General features: G+C 71.6%; 11 protein-coding genes and 1 pseudogene. 4 read left to right on the top strand and 8 right to left on the bottom strand.

Going from position 1 to position 12,543, the window contains the following annotated elements; all coding sequences use genetic code 11:
* Nucleotides 1-13: 13 nt before the first annotated feature.
* The 3 genes and pseudogenes from AC0B9F_RS11840 to AC0B9F_RS11830 form a co-directional block, all read right to left on the bottom strand.
* Nucleotides 14-223: pseudogene (locus AC0B9F_RS11840) on the bottom strand (hypothetical protein); the annotation flags it as partial.
* Nucleotides 223-900, bottom strand: coding sequence for an HAD family hydrolase (locus tag AC0B9F_RS11835; protein WP_472001378.1), 678 nt, complete (start codon nt 898-900; stop codon nt 223-225). The pseudogene AC0B9F_RS11840 and the gene AC0B9F_RS11835, both read right to left, overlap by 1 nt.
* A gap of 173 nt (nt 901-1,073) precedes the next feature.
* The gene (locus tag AC0B9F_RS11830) at nt 1,074-2,276 is read right to left on the bottom strand and encodes an erythromycin esterase family protein (protein WP_472001376.1); all 1,203 of its coding nucleotides are present in this window, start codon (nt 2,274-2,276) and stop codon (nt 1,074-1,076) included.
* 58 nt (nt 2,277-2,334) lie between these two features.
* On the opposite strand from AC0B9F_RS11830, the gene AC0B9F_RS11825 reads away from it, so the two are divergent.
* Complete coding sequence (locus AC0B9F_RS11825) at nt 2,335-3,066, top strand: TioE family transcriptional regulator (protein WP_472001374.1); 732 nt, start codon at nt 2,335-2,337, stop codon at nt 3,064-3,066.
* Nucleotides 3,067-3,095: 29 nt separating this feature from the next.
* Here AC0B9F_RS11825 and AC0B9F_RS11820 read toward each other — a convergent pair whose 3' ends face one another.
* The 3 genes from AC0B9F_RS11820 to AC0B9F_RS11810 form a co-directional block, all read right to left on the bottom strand.
* Nucleotides 3,096-3,710, bottom strand: a complete 615-nt coding sequence (locus AC0B9F_RS11820) for a dihydrofolate reductase family protein (protein WP_472001372.1) — start codon at nt 3,708-3,710, stop codon at nt 3,096-3,098.
* 254 nt (nt 3,711-3,964) lie between these two features.
* Nucleotides 3,965-5,059 carry a fatty acid desaturase family protein gene (locus AC0B9F_RS11815; RefSeq protein ID WP_472001370.1) on the bottom strand — a complete coding sequence of 365 codons (1,095 nt, stop codon included), beginning with the start codon at nt 5,057-5,059 and terminating at the stop codon, nt 3,965-3,967.
* A gap of 288 nt (nt 5,060-5,347) precedes the next feature.
* Nucleotides 5,348-6,652 carry an LAETG motif-containing sortase-dependent surface protein gene (locus tag AC0B9F_RS11810; RefSeq protein WP_472001368.1) on the bottom strand — a complete coding sequence of 435 codons (1,305 nt, stop codon included), beginning with the start codon at nt 6,650-6,652 and terminating at the stop codon, nt 5,348-5,350.
* Nucleotides 6,653-6,872: 220 nt separating this feature from the next.
* On the opposite strand from AC0B9F_RS11810, the gene AC0B9F_RS11805 reads away from it, so the two are divergent.
* Nucleotides 6,873-7,250, top strand: a complete 378-nt coding sequence (locus AC0B9F_RS11805) for a VOC family protein (protein ID WP_472001366.1) — start codon at nt 6,873-6,875, stop codon at nt 7,248-7,250.
* Nucleotides 7,251-7,275: 25 nt separating this feature from the next.
* Nucleotides 7,276-8,388: an ABC transporter substrate-binding protein gene (locus AC0B9F_RS11800; RefSeq protein WP_472001364.1), complete on the top strand. Its 1,113-nt coding sequence runs from the start codon at nt 7,276-7,278 to the stop codon at nt 8,386-8,388.
* A 77-nt stretch (nt 8,389-8,465) separates the two neighbouring features.
* Here AC0B9F_RS11800 and AC0B9F_RS11795 read toward each other — a convergent pair whose 3' ends face one another.
* Nucleotides 8,466-11,171 (bottom strand): type 1 periplasmic-binding domain-containing protein, encoded by a 2,706-nt coding sequence (locus tag AC0B9F_RS11795; RefSeq protein ID WP_472001347.1) that lies wholly within the window; start codon nt 11,169-11,171, stop codon nt 8,466-8,468.
* A 544-nt stretch (nt 11,172-11,715) separates the two neighbouring features.
* Between AC0B9F_RS11795 and AC0B9F_RS11790 the strand changes: the two genes are divergently transcribed.
* Nucleotides 11,716-11,907, top strand: a complete 192-nt coding sequence (locus AC0B9F_RS11790; RefSeq protein ID WP_472001345.1) for a hypothetical protein — start codon at nt 11,716-11,718, stop codon at nt 11,905-11,907.
* Between the two features lie 66 nt (nt 11,908-11,973).
* Here the strand turns inward: AC0B9F_RS11790 and AC0B9F_RS11785 are convergent, their stop codons facing one another.
* Entirely contained in the window at nt 11,974-12,537 is a 564-nt protein-coding gene (locus AC0B9F_RS11785; RefSeq protein WP_472001343.1) for a CGNR zinc finger domain-containing protein, read from the bottom strand.
* Nucleotides 12,538-12,543 lie beyond the last annotated feature (6 nt).

The following is a 12,543-nucleotide window of genomic DNA, read 5'->3' as shown; positions in this document are numbered from 1 at the left end:
CAGCCGGCGGCCGTGCCGGTCCGTGATCCGGGTTGAGCCAGACCCGTAGTGGCCTGATCGCCTTCTCGGGAAGACCCCAGTGGGCGATCCGGCGCCGCTCAGCCGCCTTCCAGCGCGGCGTCGACAGCCGGTGCGTCACGTAACCCTCGGGCCGCCTGTGCGGCTTCGCCGCATACGGGTTGAGTGGTCCGTCGACATCCACCAGCAGCAGCGGCCGCATCATCAGCCCACCGGCGCGGATTTCATCGTTCCCATCTCGCGCAGCAGCCCGGGCAGTTCGCGCATGTCGTGGAAGACCACGGTGTCGCTGCCTTCGAGGTGCTCGGCCGGGGTGAGGCCGCCCGCGTAGCCGAGGGCGCGCATGCCGGCGGCTCGGGCGGCCTGGACGCCGGGTCGGCTGTCCTCCACCACCACGCACGCGGCCGGTGCGACGCCCATCCGCTCGGCGGCGTACAGGAAGAGGTCGGGGGCGGGCTTGCCGCGGGGGACCTCCGTGGCGCTGTGAATGCGTCCCTCGAACCGCTCGTAGAGGCCGGTGCGGCCCAACGTGTGCCGCATCTTCTCGTGGGAGCCGCTGGAGGCCACGCACGTTGGCAGGGTGATCCCGTCCAGCGCTTCGATCAGCCCCTCGACCGGCGCCAGTTCGGCGTCCACGGCGTCACGGTGCAGCTGCTCGAACCGCTCGTGCCAGACCGTGGCCGTCGCCTGGCCGAGCCGCTCGGCGACCTCTTCGCGGATGGCGGCGTGTGTGCGCCCGATGAACCGGGCCACCGCCTCGTGCCGGGTGAGCGGCCAGCCCAACTCTGCGCCGAGTGCCACCTGGAGCCGGACCGCGATGCGCTCACTGTCGACCAGGACTCCGTCGCAGTCGAATATCACGAGTTCGATCGGCTTGATCATTCGAGCAGCATAGAGTGCCCGAACCCTCGCGATCACCGTGAACGGCGGTTCCTGCGCAGCTTCTTCGCGTCCACCTCCGCGCTCGAGCGGCGCCGCATCCCGGCGGTGCTCCCTGGGCTTGAACCGACCGGGTCAGTTGTCCACGCCCTCCGCTCAACTCCCGTCCTTCCGACCTAGCCTTGCGGTAGGTCCTTGACGAAGAGGAGGCCGTCGATGTCGGCCAAGTGGTCCGGATCGAGCGGGGCGTAGCCGAACCAGGGGGAGGTGCGGGGCGCGGGCGCGGCGTCCCGGAGAGCGCCTGCCAGCCGCCCGGCGTCGATGACGCAGCGGTCCTCGGGCAGCGCGTACAGGAGTCCTTCGACGGTATCCGGCGGCGGCGTGTCGACTCCCTGGTGCCTGATCGTGCCGAGCGCCGTGGCCACGAAGGCGTAGTCCTCGCCGAGCCGGGCGCTCACCAGTGCCCCCGCGCTCCACCACTCCACGGCCCCCTCCCACAGCTGCATCGTGCTCTTCCGCCGCTGCAGATGGCTGTTGTGGGCGTGGACGAATACCGGACCGCGCGCGGCGAGGGCGAGGAGGTTGCGGGCCATCATCTGGTCGCGCACGCTCACCAGCCTGGTCATGCGGGCCGGTGAGGTGTCGGCCATCCAGTGGTGGTAACGCAGCAGGCCGGCCGCGGTACGCCCGTACAGGCGGGCCCGGTGCCAGTCGTCCGGCGAGGTCGCCGCCGTCAGGTGCGGCGTGTGCTCGTCGAGCAGCGCCACCAGGTCCTCCGTGATCAGCCGCAGCCGGCCGGCCTCGGCCGACCGGCCCACCGACTCGGCCGGGTCCAGCATCGCGGCGGGATTCGTCCACCGGTCGTCGGCGCCGAGCAGACGGTCCAGCGTGTCCGCGGTGCAGGGCAGGAGCTCCGGGTCCACGTGGGCCGAGAGGTAGCCGTGAAGCGCGGTGAGAGCCTGGCGGGGGCTCGCGGCGGCGGTGATCTCCAGGGGGCCGTCGAAACCCGCGAAGCGGATGCGGTCGGACGCGGGGCGGCTGTCGTTGTAGGCGCGCATCCAGCGCACGAGCTCACGGTTGGCCGCATGGGCGCCCCAGCCGTGGCTGAACCCGCGCTCCATGACGTCGTCGAGCGTGCCCGTCCCCGAGGTGACGTAGGCGTTCACGGTCAGACCCATGACGCAGTCGCTCTCCAGCGCGATCGTGCGGTAGCCCGCCTGTTCGACGAGCTGCTGGAAGACCTCGTTGCGCAGGCCGAGGAGAGCGTCCTCCCCGTGGGTGGGCTCGCCCAGCGCGAGCAGCCGGGGACGAGCGGGAAGGAGCCGCATGAGGGCGGCAGCGCCGACGGGATGGGTGATGTCGCTGATGTCAGTGGCCATGCCCTCAACGCTATCGTTGAACCTTCGGTTGAAACTTGGCCGCGATACTCTCGGAGTCATGGGGAGAAACCTTCAAAACGGTGAGAGGCTGAGGCCGGTCGATCTGGCGCGCGGGCACGGTCTGTCCACCCAGGCGATCAGGAACTACGAGGAGGCCGGCATCCTTCCGGCCGCCGCTCGCACACCCCACGGCTACCGCACCTACACCCGGCTGCACGCGGCGGCGCTGCGCGCCTTCCTCGCCCTGGTGCCCGGCCACAGCCACCAGACGGCGACGGCGATCATGCGGGCCGTGAATCAGGGCGCGGAGGAGGAGGCCTTCCGGCTCATCGATGAGAGCCATGCCCAGCTCCTCACCGACAGGCAGACCCTCAACGCCGTGGAGAGCGCACTGCACGACCTCGATCCGCGGCCCGGAGCGGTACCCGAGACGGTGTCCCCGACCGACGGGACGTTCATCGGGCCGTTGGCCGGACAGCTCGGGGTCCGGCCCGCGACACTGCGCAAATGGGAGCAGGCGGGACTGGTACGTCCGCGCCGCGACCCCCTCACCGGGTACCGCGTCTACGACCGGGCCGACGTACGGGATGCCCGGCTGGCTCATCAACTCCGGCGCGGGGGCTACCTGCTGGAGCAGATCGCCCCGCTGATCGCGCAGGTGCGGTCGGCCGGCGGGCTGGAGCCGCTGCAGACGGCCCTGCGTGACTGGCACGACCGCCTCTCCGCCCGGGGGCGGGCGATGCTGGCCGGGGCGGCGGAGCTGGAGGCGTATCTGCGCGAGCGCGGGTGAGGCGTCGCTCGCGAGCTGTGACGCCGCCGTCAGAGGACGTCGTAGAGCAGGTGCGTGGCCGTCGAGGTGGAGATCACGCTCCGCTGCACCAGTGTGCGCGGCGTCGTGCCGGTGAACAGGGGCGTCCCGGAGCCGAGCACGACGGGCGCGAGGTGCACGCTCAGCACGTCGACCAGACCGGCCTCGAACGCCGTGCCGATCGTGGTACCGCCGCCCATGAGGACCACGTCGAGGTCCTTGCCGCTGTCGGACGACGCTGCCTCGGCGCGCTCCCGGGCGGCGGCGACCGCGTCGGACAGCCCCGTGGTGACGAACGTCCAGTCGAGGTCGGTGAGCCGGATCGATGCGGGCGGCGAGCTCGTCACCACCACGAAGGCGGGCTTGGCGACCTCGCCGGCGCCGTAACCGGTCGTGTCGTCCCAGCCCTCGGGCCCGTCGACCTGGTCGAAGAGACGGCGGCCGAGGACGACGGCGCCCGAGCGGGCGGTCGCCTCGCGCAGGAGACGACGGTCGTCGGGGTCGTCGGAGAAGGCCCAGTGGTGCAGGGCCTCGCCCCCGGTGCCCAGACCGTTGCCGGGGCCGGGGTCGGGCCCCGTGACGAAGCCGTCGAGGGAGATCGAGATGTCAGCGATGATGCGAGTCATACCGAGGCAGACCCGTTGCGCCGCCCGAACTCATCGCTCCACCGGAAGCCAGGCGGACTGACGGATACCCGTGTGCATATATCTGCGAAGCCGGGGCAGCAGCAGAATCAGACGTGCTCGGGGGAGTGGTCCCCCCCTCCAGCCCCCGAGCGCCGAGCGGTCCCGCCACCGATTCCCCCCGACGGTGGCGGGACCGCCCCATTCGCGAGGTGAGATCCTTCGCGGGGTGCCGGCCCGAAGAGAGGGGCCGCTTTTCAGCCCCCGCTCCGCGTCGCCTCACGCTGCCGCCGGATGGGCTCGCCCACCCGGTGCAGATGGGTCAGGGCCTCGCGGTACGACTGGATCAGACCGGTCTCGTGGTACGGCACGCCGATCTCCGCGCAGTAGGCCCGGACGACGGTCTGCGCACGCCGCAGATGGGGGGTGGGCATGCTCGGGAACAGGTGGTGCTCGATCTGGTAGTTCAGCCCGCCGAGCAGGACGTCGATCACCCGGCCGCCGCGTACGTTGCGTGAGGTGAGCACCTGGCGGCGCAGGAAGTCGGGCCGTTCGTCACCGCGGAAGGTGGGCATGCCCTTGTGGTTCGGTGCGAAGGTGCAGCCGAGGTAGACACCGAAGAGACACTGGTGCACGGCGAGGAACGCCACCGCCTTGCCCGGGGAGAGCACCAGGAACAGCGCGGACAGATACGCCGCGAGGTGGAGCAGCAGCAGTGCCGCCTCCGCCGTCCGGCCCTTCATGGCCGGCGAACGCAGCGCCCGCAGGCTCGCCACATGCAGGTTGAAGCCCTCCAGCGTCAGCAGTGGGAAGAACAGCCCAGCCTGATGACCGCCGATGAGACGGGCCAGACCCTTGCTGTCGCGGGCCTGTTCGGTGGACCACACCAGGATGTCCGGGGCGACGTCCGGATCGAGTTCCTCGTGGTTGGGGTTGGCGTGGTGGCGGGTGTGCTTGTTCATCCACCAGCCGTAACTCATGCCGATGCCCAGGTTGCCGAAGAGCCGGCCCCACATCTCGCTCGGCCCACGGCGCCGGAAGACCTGACGGTGCGCCAGATCATGTGCCACCAGGGCGATCTGCCCGAACATGAACGCGAGGAAGGCGGCCGTCGCCATTTGCCACCAGGTGTCTCCGAGGGTGAGAAACGCTCCCCAGCCGGCCGCCGTCAGCGCGATCACCAGACCGAGCCGCACCGCGTAGTAACCCGGGCGGCGTCTCATCAGTCCCGCCTCGGTGATACGACGGGACAACCGCGCGAAGTCGCTGCCGGGTCCGGAGCCGGAGGTACGGGGGCGGGGTCGGGCGGAGGGCACGGCGGCCGCGACGGCGACCTGCGGGGAAATCGTCATGCGGTCGAGTCTCCACGCGTCCGACCAGCCGAAACAGCCTGCCAGTCACCGTCTCGGGCAGGGGGTTTACCCCAGGACACCGTGGGTGCTGCCACCCCTCGGGAAGGCTTGGGAAAACACCCTGGACGCCACGGTGGCCACGGAGACCAGGGAGGCCGGCCAGGGAGGCCACGGGCCGTCACGGACGGCCAGCGGCACTGCGAAAACCACGCGGTGAGGCGTCCGGCATGCCGGACGGGTGCAGAGCAGAGAGCCCCGGGAATGACTCCCAGGGCCCTCCGGCTGCGGTCAGACGTTGCGCGTGGCCTTGCGGCGGCGCGCGGCGACGACCGCGCCGGCGCCGAGTGCGACGGCGGCCGCGCTGGTCAGGGCGATCGGCGCCATCGCCGAGGACGAACCCGTCTCGGCGAGGTTGCCTCCGGCGTCGGCCGCCGTGGCCGTCGTCCCGGTCACCTGCCGGGACGTGCCGCCCTGCGCCGAGGGGCCGGAATCCTTGCCGGGCTTCGCCGCACCGGGCCGCTTGTCGTCGTTGTCGTCGGGCTGTCCGGGCTTGGCGTCGTCGGCCGGGACCGTCTTGCTGCCCGCGGGCAGGAGCTTGAAGTCGTAGCGCTTCATCGGGCCCAGGACGCAGGGGTTGTACGCGTCGGAGGCGTCACCGGCGAGGAGAGCGAAGGCGTCGGCGTTCGCGGCCGCGGAGTCCACCTTCATCCGCAGCTTCACGTCGCTGTGCTCGCCCGGCTTCATCGCGTCGATGTGCGCGATGTGCTGCGGGTCCTCACCGTTCAGTGCCTGCCAGGTCGAACCGTTGGACCACTCGACCTTCAGGACGCTCTTCGCGCCGCGGCTTTCAGCGGTCACGTGGAAGAACACCAGCGGGTCCACGGTCAGCGTGCGCTGGGTGCCGTTGGACACGCGCAAGGTGAAGTCGACGGTGCTCCCGGCGGTCACCTTGGCGGGCAGCCCCACCGCGAGCGAGGTCAGCCCGGTCTCACGGACGCACTCCTTGGCCGTGGCGAGCGCCTTGTCGGCGGCCTCCTTCGCCGCCCGCGCCTTGTCGAGGGCCTGCTTGATCCGGTCGTACTTGCGGGCGGCTGCCACCCGGGCGTCACCGAGTGCGGTGGCGGCCTGCTCGGCCGCCGCGTCGGCCTCCTGCCCGGCCGTGACCGCCTTCGCCAGATCGCCTTCTGCGGCATCGAGAACGCGCTGCGCCTCGGCCTTGTCGGCCTCGCTCTGCGCCGCTTCGAGCTTGGCCTTGGCGTCCGCGACAGCCTTCTCGGCCGCGTCCTTCGTGGCGGCCGCCTCCTTGGCCGCCTTGTCCGCTGCGATCGAGGCCGCCTTGAGCGGGTGCGTGTCCGAGTCCAGGGCCTTCAGGGTGGCTTCGACCTCCTTGCGCCCTTCCGTCGCGGCGGCGGCGGCCTCGTCGTAGGCCTTCTGCGCGTCCGTGGCGGCCTTCACCAGCTCCGCGTACGTCGGCTGGTTCTGCGTCGGCGCCGCGGGCGGCCCGGCGGCGAAGGCCGGAGCGGCGGTGAGTAGCGCGACGGGCGTGGCCACCGTGACGGCGGCGGCCACGGCGAGGGAACGGCGGAGCTTCACTGGTGTCCTTTCGCGACCAGGACAGCGGTCATCGGGCGACACGCATCGGCGACCTGGAACTCGTCGATCTTATAGTCCAGGTAAAGCGAATGATGATCCCTTTTTTCGGACAGAGCACCTGAGCCGGCTGCCTGAGCGGGCTGCCCGAGCCGGATGCGCCCCCGCGGGTCACGCCCAAATCGTCGGAGACCGGCCGGTGATCCTGCTCTACGCTGCCCGCATGATCGCCAAACTGCAGTGCGTGGTCCTGGACTGTGCCGACGTCCTTGAGCTGTGCGGCTTCTACCAGTCGCTGCTCGGCGGTGCGGTGAACCGGCCCGACCCTCGGTGGTCGCTCGACGCCGGCTGGGCCACGCTCCATTGCGACAGCGGGTTCGTGCTCGCGTTCCAGCGGGTGGACGACTACCGGCCGCCACGGTGGCCGGATCCCGCCCGGCCGCAGCAGTTCCACCTCGACCTGGGGGCCGACGACCTGGACCGGGCCCAGGAGGAGGTTCTCTCCAAGGGGGCGACACTGCTCGACGCGGGTGACGGCAAGCGGAGTTGGCGCATCTTCGCCGACCCCGCCGGACACCCCTTCTGTCTCGTCCGGGACTGACCGCATAAAGAGGAGACACTCACACATGCACACGCCATCCTCGTCGCCTGGAGCGGACCGGACCGACGAGTCATCCGTCCGGATCGGCGCTCTCGCCCCGCTGACCCGTCCGGGCTGGGCCCAGGCAGGTCAACACCTGCTCACCGGCACGGAGTTGGCCGTCCGCGATGTCAATGCCGCCGGCGGGGTCGACGGCCGGCCACTGGAGCTGGTGGTCCGGGACACCGCCGCTGATCCACAGAAGGCCGCGGCCGCCGTGGACGAACTGGCGCGCCTGGGCGTGGCTGCCGTGGCGGGGGAGTACCACAGCGTGGTCGCGCGCACCGCGGCCGCCACGTCCGACGCCCTCGGCCTGCCGTTCCTCTGCTCGTCCGCAGTGCTGGATGAGCTCACCGACCAGCCGACGCAATGGGTCACGCGCCTCGCCCCGGCCCAGTCCCGCGGCTGGCGGCTCTACGCGGACCACCTCCTCGCCGCGGGGCACCGCCGTATCGCCGTGGCAACCCAGCCGAGCGTCTACTGGGCGTCCGGGGCACGCATCCTGAGGGAGCGTCTCGCTCCACACGGCGGCACCGTCATCGAACTCGACATGCGCGAACTCACCCCCACGGCTCTGTGCGACGAGCTCGTGGACAAGGGCGCGACAGCCCTTCTCCTGCTGGTCGGCCACCCGGAACCGGCCGTGCCGATCGTCCGGTCCGTCCGCGGCGACCAGCGCCTCGCCGGGACCCTGATCGGCGCCCCGGCCGGGCAGCCGGAGTTCGCCGAATGGGCGACGTCGCTGGGCGCCGACGGCGCCGGCATCCCGTTCCTACGCTACCTGCCCGAGCGCCTCAGCCCACTCGGCGTACGCGTCGAGACGGCCCTGCGCGAGCGACTGGCCGGCGCACCCTCCTTCGTCGCCTTCGAGGGCTACGACGCCATCACCGTCCTCGCCGAAGCGATGCGTTCCCACGGCGTGAACCGGGAGGACATCGCGGCGTCCTGGCCGGCCGTCGCTGTGGAAGGCACCCGCGGTCAGATCCGGTTCTCCCGCGCCCCGGGCATCAGCGTGTGGCAGTGGGCATGTACGTCCATCCAGGTCGTGGACCGGGACCCGGCCCGGCCCGACCGCGTCAGGGTCCTCCACACCGGCTGAGCGGACGGGGAGTTCGCATCCCCAAGGAGGTCGTGCGGGCCGGCTCTGACCGAGCCGATGGGGTCGCCGGTCAGCGGTCAGGGGCTGCACGGTGGGCCCTGGGTGCGGCTTGACCTGCCCTCGGCGTAGGCGCCGCAGACCAGGACCGCCTTCGGCTCGTCCCCGAGCTGACGCAGGATCACCAGTGTCTTGTCGACGGGCGGTGCGTTACCGCCCTGGCCGTAGGAGATCTCCCCGGTCGCGCCGTTGAAGTGGATGCCGCCGCTCAGCGCGACCAGCACCGAGCTGCGGTCGACGTCCTTGTCCCGCAGCCACGCCTGGGCCACCGCCTGCGACAGGACATGGAAGGCGTCGTAGGACACAGCGGAGTGGCCGTCCTGCCGCCACGGGTCGGTGCCGCGCGTGGTGGCCCGTACGAAGTCGTCGTACGCCGACACGAACAGTCGTGTCCTGTCGCCGGCGTACTCGCTGCTGACCGGCAGCCGGTGCGCCGAGTAGTACAGGCGCAGCCAGTTCTTGTTGGCGAAGGCGCCGGTCTGCGCCACGTTGGTCAACTCGTTCCCGCCGAGCACGGTGACGGGGCGGTCGATGCAGGTGCCGCGGGTGTCCATGGCGGTGATGAACGCGGTGAAGTCCTTGGCCCGTGCCGACCAGTACACGATGGACTCCGGATCCTCGGCGAGCGCCTGGCACAGCTGCTCGGCGAGCCCGTCGGCACTGGAGATATTGGGTGCGCCGCCGGGCGGCTGCGGGTCGAAGTCGCCGTCCTGGTTGAAGTTGAAGATACGCGTGGGTCCGGCGAAGGCCGCCTCGAACCGGCCGGCGAGACTGCGGCTGTACAGGTCCGCGGAGGACTCGATGACGATGGCCTGCCGGGCGGGGGAGCAGCTGCTGCCGTCGTCGCGCCGGGCGACGATGTCGGCGCTGCGCGCGAAGTCCGCCTCGATACGGGCCTCACGGCCGTTGTCCGGCGTCAGGGGCCAGTAGGTGAGGCTGGCCGCTCCGGCCAGCATCTCGTTCGCGGTGGCGGTGGTGCCGACCGTGGGGACCTGGCCCTCGCCGAGCACCTGGAGCGCGGCCCGCGTCTCGTCGCGGCTCTGCGCGTACGCGAGAACGCCGACGACCTTCCTGAAGTCCTCGGCCCCGCCCTCGGCACGGATCTCGGCGACCAGCTTCCGCGCCTCCGGCACGGCGTCGCGGTAGCCCTCCCCGGTGGGGCGCACGTCGACGCGCAGCGGCACGAGGTTCTGGTCCGAGGACGCGTCGTAGTTCAGCTTCTGCTGCCACATGGCGATACCGCGCAGCTCCGGGATCGTCCCGTCGAACCGTGTCTCGTCCTCGGTGCGCGGCCGGCTGGAGACGAAGGCGACGACGGTGCGCACCGTGCGGCCCTGACGGGCATACGCCTCGGCGCGCCTGTTCTGCTCGGTGATCGCCCGGAGCGCGGCGTCGTACCAGCCCTCCGGGTCCAGAGGGACGGGGCTGGTCCGGGCGGACGTCGCCACGGACTCGCTGCCGCCGAGGCAGGTGTGGTCACCGCCGTCGCGGACGTGCGCCACGGTGATGCCGCCGGCGGTGAGGGCGAGGGCGGCCGTGGCGGCGAGGACCGAGGCCGTGGTGCGCCAGCTGGTGCGGAAGCGGCGGTGCGGTTCGACCTGGGCGACGGGCAGGCCCGGCCGGGTCAGCGACGCCTCGGCGAAGGTGACCATGACGGGGCCGCCGTCCTGCGTCCCGAGCGCGGTCGCGGCCTGCGGGAGCGTGCACTCGCGCGGGTCCAGCTCGGCGAGCAGCGCGTCGGACGGCCTGCCTACGGCGACCACGAGCGGCCCCGGACGCGGGGCCGTGTCGCGCAGCTCGTGCAGGACCCGCAGGAAACGCTCGGCGCGGCGGGCGCCCGGAGTACCCGGCGGCGGCACCTCGACGAGCAGCACGGGCCGTGCGGTGCGGCGGCGCCGCTTGGGCAGATACCGGCCGATCTTCGGGGTGGCCAGGTCCTCCAGCAGGGCCCGCAGCAGTATCTTCTCCAGCGTCTGCAGCGCCTCCTCGTGGCGCCGCTCGCCCGGTGCCCCGCGCAGCCGGGGTGCCTGCGTGGTGGCGACATGGGCCATCGCCCGGAACAGGTCCGTGCGGCCCCCGGCCTCCCGCATCCCGCCGAGCCAGCGCCGCATCACCTTCCGTGAGATCCAGCGGGACCAGGCCCAGCGCGGGAGATAGCAGGTGAAGGACAACCAGAAGACCTTGACCAGCCAGCCCTTGAGGTCGCTGCCGTCGGGCGAGACATCGGTCGAGGCGGTGCGCGGCAGGTGCCCCAGCAGGCCGCGCCGCTCGGCCTGCTGCCGGTCGCAGGCGTACCGGCGCAGCTCCTCGGCGTGTCCGCCACCCGGCCGGGCGGGGTTGGCCTGGATGTGGGCGATGAGCGACCGGACGACGCCGAAGTGCGGGTACCGGTCGGGCGTCATATGCCGCGGCGTGCCCTCCGCCAGCGTCAGCCCGGCCTCCTCGGACAGCAGCACGGGCTCGTCGCCGGCATGCACCAGCGCGTACGGGACGAGCTTGCCGCGGTCGTCGAGGGGCCGGCGTAACGCCTCCAGGATGCGTGCGGTGCCGTCCTCGTACACGCTGCCGCCGGCATCGACGCGGAAGACGACCAGTGGCGGGCGCGTGGCCAGCCGGGCCGGGTCGGAGGGCGCGACGGTGGTCGGGTACTCACTGACGAAGGCGTCCGCCCTCGCGTTGTCCGGGTCGGGAAAGAGTTCGTCGGAGTCACTCCGCAATGGCGTCATGCGCACGGCCCCCGTTGCCAACTGCTGTCGCCGTAAAGAGCAGGGGGGACAGGTTACGCGCCCAACGGGCCCGGTAACAACGGGTGTTCACAGGATGCTCGAACTGTAACAGTGGCCCCCTTGAATGGTTGAAGAAGGTGACTGGCCCGGACCGGCCACGCCCTTGCGCACACCCGTGCGGAGGCGGGTGTCCATGAGCCGGCGCGCCTTGATGCCGGAGAAGACCGCGCCGTCGCCGTCGGCGTAGTAGCCGACGACGACGAAACACCGGTGAAATCCCCTCCCTTGGCGCGGGAGGAGACCTCGCCCGGGGCGCACCGTTACACGCGCCGGACTCCCCTGGTGACCCCCCGGAGCGGGTGCGGGTACGGCGCGGTGGGGCCCGGCGCCTACACCGAGCACAAGACCGTCACCTTCTGACCCATCTCTCGTGCATCACCATCTTGACCGGTGACGCGCGGGGGTGCAGGCTGGTGAGTGTCACCGGCGACGGCCCGGCGCGATCCACTCGGCGCCGGAGAATCGATGAAGTGGGGTGGGCGTCATGAACCAGCCAGTCGGAACGGAAGCCGCCGCGGCGGCGCGGCGAGCGCGCTACGGGAGGCTGCCGGAGCGTGTTCGCTTCGAGGACATGACCGAAGAGGTGGCGAGCACGCCGGGCAGGGCCGATGCCGCCTACGACCCCGCGGGCTCCTGGAAGTACTACTCCTGCCTCGCCCTCGACCTGGGGCTCTAGCCGGACCGTGACCGACTCAACCGACCCTGTGCGCCCGTCCGACGGGCGCACAGGGTCGTTGTCGGGTCAGTTGCCGGCGACCGTGGGCGCCGTCTTCTTGCGGGCGCGGTAGGCCGCCGACTTGATCTTGTTGCCGCAGGACTCCATGCCGCACCATTGCCTGCGCATGCCCCGGGAGCGGTCGATGTAGACGCGCGTGCACTCCGGATTGCCGCACTCCTTGAGCAGCGGGACGTCCGGGCCGCTGAGCAGTTCGACGGCCTGCCGGGCCACGGTGGCCAGGGCCTGCCCGGGCGTCGCGTCGGTGTGCCGGCCCCGCAGGGTGAGCTGCGGCGTCGCCGGGTCCCGGCGCGCGGCGGCGTTGAGGACCGCGAGCGCCTCCCGGTCGAAGTCCTCGTCGAGGCGGCGATCGGTGACGAGCCGGTAGATCGCCTCGCGCACCGCGATCGCCTCGCGGACGTCGTCCTCCTCGCCGGGCGTGACCGTGTCCACGAGCCCGGACTCCACGTACCAGGCGGTGAGCCGCTGCGGCGTCACGAACATCTCGAACCGGGTCGAGCGCCGGGCGCGCAGCGTGGCCGCGAAGTCGAGCGCCGGGTGGCCGCACACGAAGACATGATCAAGATGCACATCACC

It is taken from the genome of Streptomyces sp. NPDC097129 (assembly GCF_055668065.1).
The sequence above is the reverse complement of the archived record's forward strand: the minus strand, read 5'-3'. Positions and strand labels throughout refer to the sequence as shown.